The sequence below is a fragment of the Thermoanaerobaculia bacterium genome (genome assembly GCA_035593605.1).
Lineage (GTDB): Bacteria > Acidobacteriota > Thermoanaerobaculia > UBA2201 > DAOSWS01 > DAOSWS01.
Map to the genome: position 1 here is coordinate 37,365 of DAOSWS010000002.1, position 15,551 is coordinate 52,915.

The 15,551-nt window shown below is 52.4% G+C and carries 13 protein-coding genes; 9 read left to right on the forward strand and 4 right to left on the reverse strand.

Annotated features, from left to right (window positions below; genetic code table 11):
* Window positions 1-93 precede the first annotated feature (93 nt).
* Complete coding sequence (locus PLD04_01130) at window positions 94-234, reverse strand: hypothetical protein (GenBank protein ID HXK66920.1); 141 nt, start codon at window positions 232-234, stop codon at window positions 94-96.
* Between PLD04_01130 and PLD04_01135 the strand changes: the two genes are divergently transcribed.
* Genes PLD04_01135 through PLD04_01150 form a run of 4 tightly spaced genes read left to right on the forward strand, consistent with a single transcriptional unit; the run spans window position 202 to window position 3,881 of the window.
* Window positions 202-711, forward strand: coding sequence for a GDSL-type esterase/lipase family protein (locus tag PLD04_01135; protein HXK66921.1), 510 nt, complete (start codon window positions 202-204; stop codon window positions 709-711). The two genes, PLD04_01130 and PLD04_01135, sit on opposite strands and share 33 nt — an antisense overlap.
* A gap of 42 nt (window positions 712-753) precedes the next feature.
* Window positions 754-1,845 carry a hypothetical protein gene (locus PLD04_01140; GenBank protein ID HXK66922.1) on the forward strand — a complete coding sequence of 364 codons (1,092 nt, stop codon included), beginning with the start codon at window positions 754-756 and terminating at the stop codon, window positions 1,843-1,845.
* A 50-nt stretch (window positions 1,846-1,895) separates the two neighbouring features.
* On the forward strand, window positions 1,896-2,627 hold the full coding sequence (locus PLD04_01145) for a hypothetical protein (GenBank protein ID HXK66923.1): 732 nt from the start codon (window positions 1,896-1,898) through the stop codon (window positions 2,625-2,627).
* Between the two features lie 33 nt (window positions 2,628-2,660).
* Window positions 2,661-3,881 carry an aldo/keto reductase gene (locus tag PLD04_01150; protein ID HXK66924.1) on the forward strand — a complete coding sequence of 407 codons (1,221 nt, stop codon included), beginning with the start codon at window positions 2,661-2,663 and terminating at the stop codon, window positions 3,879-3,881.
* A 9-nt stretch (window positions 3,882-3,890) separates the two neighbouring features.
* On the opposite strand, the gene PLD04_01155 is transcribed toward PLD04_01150, so the two are convergent.
* Window positions 3,891-5,405 (reverse strand): DUF2817 domain-containing protein, encoded by a 1,515-nt coding sequence (locus PLD04_01155; GenBank protein HXK66925.1) that lies wholly within the window; start codon window positions 5,403-5,405, stop codon window positions 3,891-3,893.
* Between the two features lie 122 nt (window positions 5,406-5,527).
* Between PLD04_01155 and PLD04_01160 the strand changes: the two genes are divergently transcribed.
* Together PLD04_01160 and PLD04_01165 are read left to right on the forward strand one after the other, a co-directional pair.
* Window positions 5,528-7,153, forward strand: a complete 1,626-nt coding sequence (locus tag PLD04_01160; GenBank protein HXK66926.1) for a C69 family dipeptidase — start codon at window positions 5,528-5,530, stop codon at window positions 7,151-7,153.
* 57 nt (window positions 7,154-7,210) lie between these two features.
* On the forward strand, window positions 7,211-7,471 hold the full coding sequence (locus PLD04_01165) for a hypothetical protein (GenBank protein ID HXK66927.1): 261 nt from the start codon (window positions 7,211-7,213) through the stop codon (window positions 7,469-7,471).
* Between the two features lie 6 nt (window positions 7,472-7,477).
* On the opposite strand, the gene PLD04_01170 is transcribed toward PLD04_01165, so the two are convergent.
* Window positions 7,478-8,851: an HD domain-containing protein gene (locus PLD04_01170; protein HXK66928.1), complete on the reverse strand. Its 1,374-nt coding sequence runs from the start codon at window positions 8,849-8,851 to the stop codon at window positions 7,478-7,480.
* Complete coding sequence (locus PLD04_01175) at window positions 8,838-10,949, reverse strand: PAS domain S-box protein (GenBank protein HXK66929.1); 2,112 nt, start codon at window positions 10,947-10,949, stop codon at window positions 8,838-8,840. Before PLD04_01175 ends, PLD04_01170 begins: the two co-directional genes overlap by 14 nt.
* A gap of 308 nt (window positions 10,950-11,257) precedes the next feature.
* On the opposite strand from PLD04_01175, the gene PLD04_01180 reads away from it, so the two are divergent.
* The 3 genes from PLD04_01180 to PLD04_01190 all read left to right on the forward strand — a co-directional run bounded on the left by PLD04_01180 (window position 11,258) and on the right by PLD04_01190 (window position 15,372).
* Window positions 11,258-12,868 (forward strand): N-acetylmuramoyl-L-alanine amidase, encoded by a 1,611-nt coding sequence (locus PLD04_01180; protein HXK66930.1) that lies wholly within the window; start codon window positions 11,258-11,260, stop codon window positions 12,866-12,868.
* A gap of 39 nt (window positions 12,869-12,907) precedes the next feature.
* The gene (locus tag PLD04_01185; protein HXK66931.1) at window positions 12,908-13,816 is read left to right on the forward strand and encodes a D-2-hydroxyacid dehydrogenase; all 909 of its coding nucleotides are present in this window, start codon (window positions 12,908-12,910) and stop codon (window positions 13,814-13,816) included.
* 131 nt (window positions 13,817-13,947) lie between these two features.
* On the forward strand, window positions 13,948-15,372 hold the full coding sequence (locus PLD04_01190; protein HXK66932.1) for a hypothetical protein: 1,425 nt from the start codon (window positions 13,948-13,950) through the stop codon (window positions 15,370-15,372).
* The last annotated feature ends 179 nt before the right edge of the window (window positions 15,373-15,551 follow it).

Consider the following 15,551-nt stretch of genomic DNA (forward strand, 5'->3'; position numbering starts at 1 on the left):
CTCTTTCTGATCCTGAACTGTAGATCATTACGCTGCCAACAACCGTGCCCGCCTTTCCTTACAGGCGGGCATTGCTTTATCAGGACCGCATGCTCAGGGTTCTTTTTTCTTGTTCTTCTGGTTAGCTGTGGAGCCGACCTCTCTTCCATCCGAAACCTTGATCGGGGAAAAGGCCGCTGCATTGTTGTCTTTGGAGACAGCATCACGGCGGGGTACGGTGTCGAATCCGATCAATCCTTTCCCGTACTCCTGGAACCGTTGGTTGAAGTTCCGGTTGTCGCCAGGGGGCGAAACGGAGACACTACAATTCTTGCCCGTGATCGAATCGAACAAGCCATGGCGGACGACCCCTGGATTGTCCTGGTGGAACTTGGTGGAAACGATTTTCTGAAGGGTGTCGCAAAAGAGAGGACCGAGAAGGAACTGAAGGGCATTGTAACCGCGTTTCAGGATGGGGGGGCCATTGTGGTTCTTCTGGGGATGGATCTCGGGCTCTTCACCGATGAATATGGAGAGATCTATACCCGCGTGGCAGAGGATGCGGGTGCCTTTCTGATCCCCTCGATCAATAGGGGGATCCTGGATAAAGGCGCATATCGCCAGGAGGACCGGATCCATCCCAACGCGGCAGGCCACAGGAAGCTGGCGGAACGACTGGCGGATGAACTGAAACCGATTCTCTTGAGAGCCAATCGACCGCCTGGCCTTTAACAGGATGTAACGGCTTATGGGTCTTCGTGATACCATTTCTCCGTGACGGCTTCCCCGGTGATGGATAACCCGATTTCAACCGGTCATTTTTCCATCAAGAAAATACGGCATTTTTTCACTTTCCTTCTGGCCGCCATTCCCATAGCTGTTATTTTCGGGTACTTTTACTTTCATCTGGTTTTCGGGATCTTTCTGATCTTCCTGCTCTTCATGGTGCACCCGGAGACTCCGGTTCCCCTTCTGGCGCGACCCTGGGTTCTGCTTGGAGGCACAGGATTTGTCGCTGCACTTTTCTTCCCGTGTTTTTCCCTGGCTCTCCTGATCAGCCATTTCTACCCGCCGCTCCCTTACAACCGGTTCTGGCCCGTTTTACACAAACTATGGACTGAGTGGTTCATTCTGATTTCCGCGTCGGCTGCGGTCCTCTGGGCAATTGTAAGATCGATCCGGGAAGTGAGCTGGATCCTCCAGGAAATCAGGCAGGTGGATAATCTTCCCGGAAGCAAGGCGAGGTCCGTCACTCCTGGTCTGGCCGAAATGTCGGGTACAGCCAGGTCTCTGGACGCGGAAGGTTCGGGAATCCATCCCCTCCTTCGGCTCATAGAGGCGGACAGGCTGTCCCGGACGAGAGTCGCCGGGGTTCCCTTCTATCTGGAGGATGAGACGGGGAGAATTCTTGTTGATCCCGGGAAGGCTCAGCCGGGGTCCGCCTGGGCTTTTATCCTTGGATTTCGATGCCACGACATCATTCTCACACGCCATCGGATAGCAGGTTCCTGGTTTTCGCCTTCCATCCGGGAGTTACGTCCTGGAGATCCCGTTTACATCGTTGGATCGGTACAGCTTCGCGAGGATTCTCCCCAAGATGCCAGGGGTCCGGAAGCCCTTGTCATTCGTCCCCTGGTGGAGGAGCGCCAGGACTTCTTCTGGAAGATTTTTCACAGATACCTTTCGGATGAGCACCCCTTCAGTCATCGTTTTCAGCATGTTTTTTTTCTCTCCGACACGGTGGAGATTACCGCGAGAAAGCTTCTTATCCGCCATTTGGTTGCAAGCCTGATCATCGCTCTGGTGTGGATCGTGCCGGCGCTCTGGGTTCTGATTAACCACTGGATACGATACCCCGGTTTGTGAACTGAATAGATGGAAGGCCGTATACTACTGTCGAGGGATCAGGAGGACTTATGAAACGTTTATGGATTTCTGTCGTCACGATTCTATTCGCAATGGTTATGTGGGGTGGCGGGTTCCACATGAAGTTTCAGGAACATCGGGACGGGTACTACCACCATGGAACGATGGATCCCGCGGTCGATCGCGAATATGATCTATGGTTTTCTGATGGAAAGATCGCTCTTTCTTCTGAGAATTTCAGAATTCTTCTGGATGGAAAAGGCCACACGATTCGATTCCTGAATCTTGAGGGATCTTCCTATGTTGAATCGACGCTGCCCCTGAACCTGGCGGGTATGGCCGAGGAATCTCTGGCTCAGCGCCTCGCCATGTTTCCTGTCCACGGTGTCGTAAAGCCTACAGAAGAAAAAAAGATCATCCAGGGTGTTTCCTGCAGGGGATTTGATCAGGAATCCTGGATCGAATATCAGGGAGAACGGTACTACGAGACGGAGACACGAACGTGGGTGGCAGATCAACCTTTTCAGGACTGGGATCGCTATCTCCCGCTGGTAATCGATCTCCTTAAACTTGAAAATCCGGATGAAGAATTCCTGAAGGCTCAAATCGCTATGGGAGGGTTGGCTGTGGCCACGGAATCGGTCCGTTATGCGGATGCAAAGGCCATCCGGTCCTCTACGACCCTGCTCCTGGCGGAAGAAGCGGAAATTCCTGCCGAACTGTTTGCAATTCCAGAAGGATTTGAAAAAAAGGCGACCTTAACGCGGCAGGACCTGCCGTAGTATGAGAAAGAATCTGGCGTCAGGGAGGATACCATGAGTGAAGAAAGAAAATCGACCAATCGCCGAACCTTTATTCGGATGGGTGTTGCAGGTGTTGCAGGACTCTCTGCCGGAGCGTTGAAGGGACAGGAACCTGAAAAAAAGACGCCGTCCGGTAAAGAAGAGACGAATCCGCATCCGATCCCGCGGCGGAAGCTTGGAAGGACTGGAATTGAAGTACCCATTCTGAGCATGGGTGCCCAGGCGGAAGATCCGGCGGTCTATCGGGCTGCAGCAAAGGCCGGAATTACGCACTTTGACACGGCTGAAACCTATAATCGCGGGCAACATGAGGAGATGTTGGCCGAAGCCATGAAAGACTTCCCCCGGGAGCAGCTTCTCATCGGAACCAAGGTGTACATGCACGCAGATCAGAAAACGGGTCTCTATCCGAAAAATCTCTCCATCTCTTCCTTTTATGAGAAATTTGAAGGCAGTCTGAAGCGGCTCAAGATGGACTATGTCGACATCCTTTATATTCACAGCGTGACTTCCGCGGGAGGAGTCTCCTGCGCACCCCTCATGGAAGCCCTTGTGAAGCTGAAAAAAGAAGGGAAGACGCGTGCGATCGGATTGTCGACCCACACGAATGAAGCCCAGGTGATCGACGCCGCGAGGGAGGCAAAGGTATACGAGGTAATTCTCACGTCTTACAACTTTCTCCAGCCCCATTCAGCGGAGATGCAGCGCGCCATAGAACAGGGTGCGAAGGCTGGAATTGGATTTGTGGCAATGAAAACGCAGGCCGGTGTCTTCTATGACCGGGAGAGAAAAGAACCCATCCCGATGAAAGCGGCCTTGAAATGGGCTCTTTCCAATCCCCATATTGCGACGGCCATCGCCGGGTTCACGACCTTTGATCAGCTTGAGGAAGATCTCGCCGCTGTCCAGGATCTTTCGCTTTCTGCCGAGGAAAAGAAGGGCCTCCGTCTGGTCGAAGGAAAGGCCGGTCTCTATTGCTCTCAGTGCCGTCAATGTCTGGATCAGTGTCCTCACAGCCTGTCCATTCCTGACTACATGAGGGCCTACATGTATGCCTATGGCTACCGCAATCTCTCAAAAGCCTATCAAACCCTTTCCGAATTCAAGGGAAAAGCGGTTCCCTGCACAGAGTGCCCATCGTGCACGGTCACATGCGCGAAGCAATTCGATGTAAAAATGAAAGTTCTCGATGTGGCCAGGATTTCAAATATTCCGGAGGATATCCTTACCTGAACCTCCAGGTCAGGAAGGTCCTCCAAAGGGCCGGCGGTGCTGACGGCCTTCGATCGATACCAGGGAACAGTCGATTTCAGTTGTAGCATCAGCGGCCACAACAATATTTTCGATCGTTAAGGGTGCATACCCTTCCGCCCTGCATGTCATGGAGTAGATGCCCGGTTGAAGGATTCGATGGAAGTCTCCCAGCCGTGGATCGGTCGGGACAGCCTTATAGGCATGGGGGACTGCGGTGTAGGTCGATTCTGTCGCCGTCACCTCCACCCGGCCATCCAGGGCCTGTCCCGTGGCGTTATCGGTCATCCGACCGGATACACCCTGGAAGCTTTTCAAGATGTAATTGATGGTGGCCTGGCGGTGCTGTTCGGTATAGAAGGGGATTTGGTTTGAGTTGGGCCACTTGGTGGTAGTGACTTCGACCGTCGTGTCCAGGTCTCCCCATTCGGAATAGGACCAGTCGTTGGTGTCCCCCCGTGTGATGTACCATTCCGCACCGTTGGTGAACCAGAATCCATAGGTTGTAACATCCCGTTCATACGCTTCTGCAAGTCCGTGCTCCGAAGGGTCTGCTCTGCCCCATGGACCGCCGGACCGGGAAGAAAAGAAGATGGGTTCATCCGTTGTGGCCGCGGGCGTGTAATTGTAGACCGAGTTGAACAGGGTCGCCCCGGAATGGAATGAAATGGAGGTTGTAAACCGATGTCCAAGCACCTCCGTGAGATCCCTGATTGCCCGGGTCTCGGACTCTGTGAAGGGCTGGTTGTAGGGCTCGTCATTCCCGTTTGGTCCCCGAAAATTACGGTTGAGGTCAATCCCCCGGCTGTTGAAACGGCTCTGCGCGGCCAGACCCCAGGGGTTGACAAGGGGCACGAACCAGACTTCGGCGCCCTGGACAATCTGTGTGGCCTCCGCATCGGTTCCGTAGTTCTCCACGATCCAGTCCAGGACAGAACATGCAACCATCATCGAAGAAGTTTCATCGCCATGAATCGCCGCGATAATTCGGACCTCCGGTTCCACCTCATCCTGGTCCGGGTTGTCCGATACTTTTATGGCAAGAATGTCATACGCTCCATCCTGGGAATCACCAATGTCGTAGAGGCGGGTTATATCCGGATGCTGGACATGGAGATCAAGAAGGTGCTCCATGAGAGATCCTGTCGGAGGCGATTCTGTGTCGAATCGGGAAGGTGTGTAATAACAGGGCCATGGTGTTGTGGAGCAATACCCGGGAATCGCACGCTGCGCCCGTTCTTCGGTCATGATTTCCGTCAGGATTGTGTACGGAAGACCGGAATGCGTGAGTTTTTCCATCTCTTCAGGGCGAACGTAAACCCGAAATCGTGATCCCTCCCTTTTATCAATATTTAACTTCAGCCCGTACAGAGAGTCGATCTGCTGCTCTGTGTCAGTTCTGATCTCCACAAGCACGCGTTCCTGGAAAGTGTCGGAAAGGGCCCCGCGTGGCGTGCTGAGAAGTGCGATGGCAAGAACGAGTAGGAATTTGTTGTGAATCGGCATGGGATATCTATTGTACGATACTCGGTCCGGAAGGAGAACTACGTTTACATTCGCCACCCCATTCAGTACAATAACCGGACATCCCCTTGAGGGAAAGACTTCACCGAGGAGGGCTGAACCCCATGTTTCGATATCTTTCCATGCTGATGCTTATCGTTTCAATTCCTGCACTGATCTTTGGGTGTACAAATTTTTTAATCACACAGGGAGCTTCCGTGGATGGGTCGGTCATGATCTCCTATTCCGCAGATTCCCATGAATTCTATGGTGATCTTCTGATTCTTCCCGCGGGTGTGCATGGAGAGGGAACCATGGTTGATATTATCGAATGGGATTCCGGAAAATATCTGGGGCAGATTCCCCAGGCGCCCCGGACCTACAGCGTGGTCGGTCACATCAATGAGCACCAGGTCGCCATCGCGGAAACAACCTTTACCGGGCGGAGCGAACTCGAAGGACCCAGCGGGATCCTGGATTACGGAAGTTTAATGTTCCTTGCCCTGCAACGGGCAAAGACAGCCCGTGAAGCCATCGGTGTCATCACGAGCCTTGTGGATGAGTATGGTTACGCTTCCACGGGAGAATCTCTTTCCATTGCCGATAAAAATGAGGCATGGATCATGGAGATCATTGGGAAGGGCAAGGGAGAGAAGGGAGCTGTCTGGGTTGCTCGCAGAATCCCGGACGGGTTCATTTCGGCCCATGCCAACCAGTCCCGGATTCATCAGTTTCCTATGAATGATCCTGAAAACTGCGTCTACGCTCCGGATGTAATCGAATTTGCAAGGAAGAAGGGATATTTTGAAGGGAAGGATAAAGATTTTTCCTTCGCAGATGCTTACGCTCCGGCCGATTACGGCGCGCTCCGTTTTTGTGAGGCCAGAGTCTGGGCCATGTTCAACCGGGCTCGGCCCTCCGAGAAAATTTCATCGGATTATGTTCTGGCTGAAGAAGGTGCGACTCCGATGCCCCTGTGGATCAAACCCGATAAGAAACTTTCCGTTCATGATGTCATGGAGTTCATGAGAGACCATTTCGAAGGAACGGTTCTTGATATGACCAAAGATGTGGGTGCGGGTCCCTACAAGCTTCCCTACCGCTGGCGCCCGCTAACCTGGAAGGTCGATGATGTTGAATACTGCAACGAGAGAGCGACCTCCACACAGCAGACCGGGTTTTCCTTTGTGGCCCAGATGCGTTCCACCCTTCCCGATCCCATAGGTGGGATTATCTGGTTCGGGGTGGACGATACGTACAGTACAGTCTACGTGCCGATGTACTGCGGGATCACTCGGGCTCCCCACAGCTTCGCCCGTGGAACGGGTTCATTCCATGAGTTTTCCTGGGATGCGGCCTTCTGGGTGTTTAACTTTGTCTCCAACTATGCGTATGGTCGATACAGCGAGATGATCCAGGACATTCAGAAGGTCCAGCGGGAGCTGGAAGGGTCGTTTCTTGCCGAAGTCCCGGAGATCGATCGGGCAGCTCTGAATCTTTACAAAGACGCTCCCCGTCGTGCCAGGGATTACCTTACGGAATACTCCGCACGCAGGGGGGACGAAGTGACAGCGAGGTGGAAAAAACTGGGAGAATTCCTGATTTACAAGTATCTCGATGGAAACCTGAAGGATGCCCAGGGACATGTTACCCACCCCGGCTACCCTGAAGACTGGTACAAAAGAGTCGTGCAGGATACGGGTGACCATTTCAAGATGAAGAAGCTACCCGGAGAAGAACCGACCCACTGAGCTGGTATCACGACCTTCCTGTTTTTCCATGATATGATGGAAGAGTCAGGAGGGCGCATGGAGCATCTGTCAGCTGAGGAAAAGAAGATCCTTCATGTATTCGGGTCCCATTCTCCCGTCTCTGGATATGGAATCACCTATGAGGCGTTCCTGGTGGAGATCGACAGCCTTTCTCCCCAGAGCATAAATGGAGCGATTCACAACCTGGTGAAAAGAAATTTCATTTATGAACAGGAGGAATCGGGGCGCAGGCTCTTTCATCTGGCCCCGAAAGGACAATCCTATCTCGACTTGCGACCGGAGTCGGAATCTTCGTAGAACGGGTCAGCGATCCCGGTATTTTTCTCGAATCGTATTCAGGACTTCGAGAGCTTCTTCCCGCGTGGCAATATCCCCTTCCACCTGCCGCCGAACGATACTGTCCAGAATTTTTCCGATATCAGGGCCGGGAACCATTCCAAGAACATTCATCACATCCTCACCTGAGACCAGCTTTTTCGGCTCAATGATCTCGTCATGGTGCCGGTTGAAAAGCTCCAGGATCTCCTTGGAACAATGAAGCGCCGTCTCGTCTTGCCCCCGACTGAAACGATCGGCAAGGTAATGGAGAATCAGGATCGGTAAATCCGATCCCATTCTGTGAATGAGCCTCCGCACACCTCTTTCCGGACATCCCGCGAGAAGAAGCTGAGTGGGGCGAAGATGGTTCCGGATAATTCGGCCCACACGCTCCGTGCGTGCGCGGGACCACCGTAATCTACGGGAAAGACTCTCCATGATGGCCACGGAAACTTTTTCATGATTGTAAAAATGAACTTCATCCTCGTCATCCACTGTCCGGCATGCGGGCTTTCCAATATCGTGCAGAAGGAGAGAACTCATCAGGACCACCCTGTCTTCTCCGGTCGGGACAGTCGGGAAAAGTGGCTTTACTCGTTCCGTAACATCTTCCACCATATTGAGACAGGCCAATGTGTGGGTAAATACATCATCCGGATGGTAGGTGTTCTGAATAACCCCTTTGAGGGAGGAGAGCTCGGGAAGAACTTCCGCTAGAAGTCCGGTTTCGTCCAGAAGAAGAAAGCCTTCATAAGGAAAGGAACTTTCTAAAATAGCATCCAGTTCCATTGTGACTCTCTCTCCCGGCATTCGGGATAAGAAGTGACGGTTTTCCGTCAGAGCACCGAAGGTCGCCCGATCCAGGGCAAAACCGGGCAGGGTAACTTTGAATCGAATGGCTCTCAACAGGCGGACAGGATCTTCTTCGAAGGTTGTCAGAGAAAGCGTTCGAATCAGTTTCCGTTTCAGGTCGTCCTGGCCATTGGTCGGATCGATCCATTCATCATTCAAAATGTCGTAGTAAACAGCATTGATTGAAAAGTCACGTCGCCAGGCATCTTCCTCCACGGTCATCCGCTTCAACTCCCAGACATCCATCGTAGTGCCGGAAAGGGGAAGCCGGTAGGTCATGAAGGAAGCCTTTCCCATGGTCACGACTCTGGTTTTTAGTTTTTGCCCCAGCCGATGAATCCACTGAGAGATATCGCCGGATACGGCGATATCGATGTCTTTGATGTCTCGTCGAAGGAAGATGTCCCGGACCGTACCTCCCACGAGGTACATCTGCCGTTCCGTGCTTCGGGCCAGATCGGCGGCTTCCCTCAGACAGGGCAGAGAAAGGAGTTCATTCAGCTTCATGGCAGGGTAATTCCAGTGTGAAGGTTGTCCCATTCTCTGTATCGCTTGTTACGACGATCTCGCCCCCCAGGACTTCAACAATGGACTTTGCCAGAGCCAATCCCAGGCCGTGTCTTCCATCTCGTGAGGAAGTTTGAAGAAAGGGAATAAACAGTGTCTTCAGCCGTTCCTCACTCAGGGGAGGGCCCGGATTGTGTACGTGAATCTGGACCCTGTCTCCTTGATCCTCCACCGTCAGAGATACGTCAGACTTTTTGGGGCAGGCATGGATGGCGTTGATGATCAATGTGTCAAGAACCTGATTGACACGTGCCCTGTCGGAGTCGATCCAGATCTTGTCAGGACAATGAACCGCGAATCCGATTTGATGCTTTTTGATCAGGGGGCGAACCATTCCGTCCAGTTCCGAGATGAGATCGTGCAGATCGAAGCGTTCTTTGCGTCCGGGAATCTGCCTGGACTGAAGGCCGGAAAGCTCCAGGAGATCATTGATCAGCCCTTCCATTCGAAGAATTGATTGCCAGGCTGGCTGAAGGAGTTCATCCGTTTGAGGCGGGAGTTTCGCGTGAAAGTCCGTCATCAGGGTCTCGAGGCAGGCTTTCAGCGTGGAAATCGGAGTTTTGATTTGATGGGCGGCGGCGGAAATGAAGGTATACCGGAATCCCCGCTCTTCCTCCAGCTGAGTGTTCACTCTCGAAAGTTCCTGGATCTGGCGGTTCAACTCCCTTCGGAGGTGTTCCTCTCTCTCTTTGGAAGCCATAAACGCCCGCAGATCACGGGCAATTCCCATCATGGCGACGATGCTTCCCTGTTCGTCAGAGATAGAGTGGACCTGAATTTCCACGGGGATCAGCCCCGATTTTCTTGTTTCAAAATGCCCGATTCGGGGGAGGAGTTCCTCCCCTTTGAGAAGTCGCTCAATCCGTTTTTCGGACAGAGCCCGTTCTTCATGGGGGATGATTCCCGAGAAACTTCGAGCAAGAAATTCCTGTTCCGTATATCCCGTCACGTCACAAAGTGCCTTATTGACTGCGAGAAATCGTCCGTCTGAATCGATGATGTAGACATAGTTTGGCGCGTCCCAGATCAGTTTCCGCAAGGTATTCTTGAACTGGTTCAAAAAGTAATTCAGGCTTTCATCCGGATTCTGGTAGGTCACGATGGAAATCACCCTGTCGGAGTGGAGCGGGTCGGCCATGACCGTAGCCAGCAAGCGAATTCGGGATCCTCGTTCATCCAGCATGGTGATGGTCTGCTGACTGATATTTCCCGGCTCTCCTCCAAGTCCTGCCAGAAGATCGAGCACTTTCATGTGGTCCTGCGGGTCCAGGAAATGTGTGACACGCTTCCCCATCACATCCTGAATCCGGTATCCCAGTTTTTCGGTAAAGTTTCCACCGACCTCAATAATCGTTCCCGATGTGGACAGGATGGCATACCCGTTGGAGGCCTTCCTGATCAGATTCATGACGGAAGCATAGAGTGTCGCGATCGTCTGGCGAGCCACGGGGGAGGCCACCTGGACGGGAAATACCTGGCTGAAGAGATTTGCCACCAGGGGCAGAATCGCCTCTTCCGCGCCTGTCATTTTTTCGTGACGGGATTTTGATTTCAGAGAAAGGGCTCCCCAGCAGGTCACATTGTTGTGGAGAGGCTGGACGTAGAGCGACACAAACCCGGTGGAAGCAAGCCGATCCCTGCTGTCTTTCAAAAAAACATCCTGGCTGACTCTGGGAACAAAGATGGGATTACGTTCTGTTCGCGCAGCCTGCAGCTCGGGGTATCTTGTCAGGTTCAGTTGAGCCTGCCAGTCCATGGGTGCATCGGATGAAAGCCATGCCTCAACGGAGCGGTCATCGGGAAGAAATCGGTATAAAGTCACTCGATCCCAGCCGAATCGCTTTCCCAGGATGACAAGACAGGCCTGGATCGATTTTCTGCGCTCCATGGCTGAGGTGAGTTGATCCAGGATCTCAAACAGGATTTTTAATTGCGGGCCTGTCAGGTTTCCCATGTTCCGGGAATCGGGACACACCTTTCCCCGGCGCCGACTGACACGCGAAACACCTTTACCGGAGGAAGGATTTTCAGCCTTCATGCAATCATGATAGATCCACATCGGTGAAAGGTCAAGAAAAGTCCGCGAGAAGAAGAAAACGGAGATATCTTGGGCAAGACCGCCGCCCTGTGATACCATGACCCGATGCGCAGATTTAATCGTACACTTTCTCTTGAGATCGATTTGGGTTCCATGCCCCCGTGGAATTTCGGCCGGTAGTGAAAATCGCATTAACAAAGGGGAGGATTCATGGCTCGAGGGCCAGAGCGCATTTCCTTCTCTGGGGTATTCTGGCTTTACTTTCTATCCTGATGATTTCAGCCTCATCTGTTCAAAAGAAGGAAAAGTTGGATGACAGCACCGATGTCTATCTCACCGCTTCCCAGGAAATTTTTCTCAAAGTGACTCCCCATCGAGGCGATGGTTATTATCATATTTCCCAGAGATATACGGGCAGCAAGGCGAATGCGGTTGCGATTAAGAAACTGAATGGAGACCGGAAACAGGTTCTTCGAGGATTTTCCCTTACCATTCCCTTTGATCTGCTCTCAGACGTGTGGAAAGCCAGCGCCCTCAAAGCTCTGTATCCGGGGGATCGGCGTGTCCAGCGGGGTTGGAGTCATGAGGTTTTGAATGAAAGCCTCTGGAGAATTGCGGAATGGTTTACGGGAGATGGCAAGAATTACAAATTGCTCCGTGAATTTAACGAACTCGCAACCCTGAACACAAAGCCGGGTCAGACAATCGTAATCCCCAATGCCCTTCTGATCCGGTCTCTCCGGGGTGTTGCCCTTCCGCAGGAAAGCCAGGATCTGGAATACAAAGACCAATATGCCCTTTACAAGTTGAAGAAGGGAGAGGCTCTTTATACTTCCGTTGTTGTGCGGTTTACCGGGAACGTGAGCGCCCAGGATGTCAACGAATTGGCGATGGAATACGCCAGGGAATCGGGCATCACCGACGTTACCAGGATTCCCGTTGGGTACCCAATCCGTATCCCCTATGATGACTTACTTCCTCAATACCTTCCCGAAGACCATCCAAGGAGACTGGAATGGGAAGAAAAGATTCTGGAAACCGCAGACATCGCCACTAAGATTCAGGCGGCGGATCTGACCGGGATTCACGTTATTCTGGATTCGGGGCACGGGGGCGTCGATACCGGAGCCATTGTCGGTGGAGTCTGGGAAAGCACCTATGCCTACGATATCCTATGCAGAATTAAAAATCTTCTTGAGTCCAACACTGCGGCAAAAGTGTATCCGACTATTCTGGATGAGAAACGCAAATACACGATTCCGGACAGTGACCGGCTTTCTCAGCACAAAGAGCAGGTTCTTCTTACAAAACCCCGATACAGGCTGGGTAATGTCAAGACGGGAGTCAATCTGCGGTGGTATCTGGCCAATGATATTTATCGGACCATTGTGAAAGAGGGTGGAGATCCGGAGAAAGTCGTCTTCCTTTCCATCCATGCGGATGCCCTTCACCCCACGATTCGGGGAGCGACGGCTTACATTCCGGGTGCGAATTACTATGATGGCTCCTGGGGCAAAGGTTCGGGTTCCTATGCCCAATATGACGAGGTGAAGCGGGCCAGCTCCGTTTCGCTCAGCCGGGACGAACGGCTGAAATACGAAGCACTCTCCAGGGCCTTTTCCCGGTATCTCGTTGAAAACTTTACCCGTTCAGATCTCGCCGTACATAAATACGGCCCCATCCGGGAAAGTATCGTGCGCCGGAGAAGACAGTGGGTTCCTGCGGTAATCCGGTATAACCTGGTTCCCACAAGAATTCTTTTTGAGATCTGCAACCTGAATAATGAAGATGATCGAAAGCTTCTGCTAACCAGTGATTTTAGACAGGCCGTGGCTGAGGCCATTGTGAAGTCCATTATGGACTACTACGGAGTCGTTCCGGATTCCGAAAAACTCCTTGCCCTGTCCGCTTCCTCGTGATACGATTCACAAGGACAATTTAAACCCTGGAGGTAGGTTATGAAGGTACTCATCTGTGATCCTGTCGATGACAAAGCGATCGCTCGCATGCGTGATGCGGGTCTGGACGTAACAGTAAAAACCGGAATGACCCCGGAAGAGCTACTGCCCGCCCTTTCCGGTTTTGAGGCTGTCGTGGTTCGAAGCGCCACAAAGATCAGGAAAGACGCCATCGATGCTGCGGACGCACTGAAGGTCGTAGTCCGGGGCGGGGTGGGAGTTGACAATATCGACGTGGCCTATGCCAGGGAAAAAGGCGTGGAAGTACGGAACACGCCTGCTGCTTCCTCGGATTCTGTCGCGGAGCTGGCCGTGGGGATGATGTTCGCCCTGGCCCGGCAGATCGGAGCTGCGGATCGATCCATGAGAGAGGAGAAATGGGAGAAGAAGAAATTCAAAGGGATCGAGCTTTCGGGAAAGACTCTTGGCGTGATCGGGATCGGCCGTATCGGGCTTGCTTCCGCCCGTCGTGCTCACGCCCTGGGTATGTCTGTCGTGGCATATGACGCCTTCATCAACCAGGTCAGTGAACCCTTTGTTTCGATGGTTTCTCTCGAAGAACTTCTGGAACGGTCTCACTTTATCACCCTGCATATTCCCTTTGATCCGACAACCGGTGCGGTTCTCGGTGCGGCCGAGTTTTCCAAAATGAAGGACGGTGTCTATATTATCAACTGTGCCCGCGGCGGAGTGGTTGATGAACCTGCACTTCTGGAAGCCCTGAACAGCGGAAAGGTTGCCGGTGCCGGAATCGATGTGTACGCCAAAGAACCAACGGAAAACTGGAATCTGGTCAAGCATCCTTCCGTAATCTGTACACCTCACATCGGCGCCTCAACCAGGGAGGGACAGGCCCGTGTGGGTGGAGAAGTGGCCGATATCCTGATCGAGTACGCCGGGAGAAGTTAAACTCGCCCGGACCAGGGTGTTCCTGTAAAAAGAGCCCATACCTCCGCATAGGTCAGGGGTGCCGATTGCATCCCTGGTGGTAGAATGTCGCGTATGGCCGAATTTTTCCACTTCAAGAGTCAGGCTGCTGTATGAGATGGGTCTTACCCCGGGGGTGGATAGAGTTCGATCAGCGGGTCGTCATCATTTTTATCTGGACGATTCTCGTCCACAGTCTCTTTCTCCTGGGTAACATCGATCTTCATGCTCCGTTCAGTGCCTTTCTCTACGGAGACAACCCGGTCTATCTGGCTCAGGCCCAGGGCCTTCTGGGGGGAATGCCCTTCGATGCAGGGTTGCCCTTTCATCCCCCTTTTACGGCATGGATCTGTCTGCCTGCCCTGATTCTCTTTCAGGGGGGAAAAGCCTTTATCGCATCCAAGTTCATCATGGTTCTGCTAAACGCCGGTACGATGGCCGGCCTATACAGGCTACTACACAAAATCCCCATGACATTTCTCATCTTTCTTCTCTTGCCTCTGAACTTTGGTGAACTAATTCTCTCCTCCGCCGTTTCCAGCGAAGTCCCTTACCGGTTTCTTCTCGTGATCCTCTTTCTCCTGGGAGGAAGGCTCCCCATCATCGGGGGAGTGCTTCATGGCCTCGCGCTCCAGTGCCGTGCAGAACATATTCTTCCCGTAGTTCTTCTCCTGCTCCTGGGATTCTCCAGGAAATCGTGGAGTCGCTTTACCCTGGTCAGCCTGATCGGGTTTCTTCTGCCTACGCTCCCCATGACGATGCTGAACGCAGGGAAAATACGCGCTTATAATCACGAACATGCCTCTACTATGGCAGAGCCGCTCCCGGAAATAGTTCCAGCTTCTCTCTATGGGCCGGTTAATTTTGCCCTTGCACAGTCGTCCAGGGATATTTATTTTTCAAGAGAGGTGCTTCCTCCCGATACGATGGGAGGAGAATCTCTGGATCCGCGACAGCCTGTTCATAACCGGTACATGATTCATGGGTACCGAGCAGGGTTGAATGCCATCTTCGAACACCCGGGACAAGCGTTTATCAAGGCACTTCGAAAGGGGATATACTCTTTACAGGCATTCAGTTATGGTTGGACATGGCGAGATCTACCCGGTAAAGGAGAGTGGCCCCGTCAGCCTGTGGATATGGTTCAGTCCAATCATCTTATCTTTACCCTCCTTTCCCTCCTTATGACCGCGGTTGGAGTACGATCCCTTCGTAAGGAAAGGTATCTTCTGGGCTGGATCTTTGCTCTGGTGGCCTATCGGCTTGTTGTGAATATGGCCTTTTTCCCCTACCTCCGCGGCATGATGATCGCGGCTCCCGCGGTCTATTACCTTCAGCTTCAGGGGTGGTCGTCTCTGTTTGGACGATGGAAAACGAAGATTCTTACGTTCATCCTGTTTTTACTCGCTTCATTCCACATCATGACTGCTCCGCTGAAACGTGAGTATGCTGTGCGGGGTGTTGTGGATGAAAAGGGTGCGATCATCCATGATGAATATCTGGAAGTAATATTTAGCGGGTACGTCAAGGATCAATGAAATCCGAGAGCAGGATCATCGGTCTGCGTCCGGATACTCGTTTATTCTGCATAGATCTTACAGTAAATCTTTTTTATGATACTGAAATTCATTATGGATAATATGAAATAATCCTTAAGAAAAGGGGTTTACTCCGCAGGATGAAGAGATTTATTATAGAAAACCAGAATGATTTTGAC

Excerpts from the sequence above, each read along its gene's own strand:
- PLD04_01145 (HXK66923.1), top strand. The coding sequence starts at position 1,896 with ATGAAACGTTTATGGATTTCTGTCGTCACGATTCTATTCGCAATGGTT.
- PLD04_01150 (HXK66924.1), top strand. The coding sequence starts at position 2,661 with ATGAGTGAAGAAAGAAAATCGACCAATCGCCGAACCTTTATTCGGATG.
- PLD04_01155 (HXK66925.1), bottom strand. The coding sequence starts at position 5,405 with ATGCCGATTCACAACAAATTCCTACTCGTTCTTGCCATCGCACTTCTC.
- PLD04_01160 (HXK66926.1), top strand. The coding sequence starts at position 5,528 with ATGTTTCGATATCTTTCCATGCTGATGCTTATCGTTTCAATTCCTGCA.
- PLD04_01165 (HXK66927.1), top strand. The coding sequence starts at position 7,211 with ATGGAGCATCTGTCAGCTGAGGAAAAGAAGATCCTTCATGTATTCGGG.
- PLD04_01170 (HXK66928.1), bottom strand. The coding sequence starts at position 8,851 with ATGAAGCTGAATGAACTCCTTTCTCTGCCCTGTCTGAGGGAAGCCGCC.
- PLD04_01175 (HXK66929.1), bottom strand. The coding sequence starts at position 10,949 with ATGAAGGCTGAAAATCCTTCCTCCGGTAAAGGTGTTTCGCGTGTCAGT.
- PLD04_01185 (HXK66931.1), top strand. The coding sequence starts at position 12,908 with ATGAAGGTACTCATCTGTGATCCTGTCGATGACAAAGCGATCGCTCGC.
- PLD04_01190 (HXK66932.1), top strand. The coding sequence starts at position 13,948 with ATGAGATGGGTCTTACCCCGGGGGTGGATAGAGTTCGATCAGCGGGTC.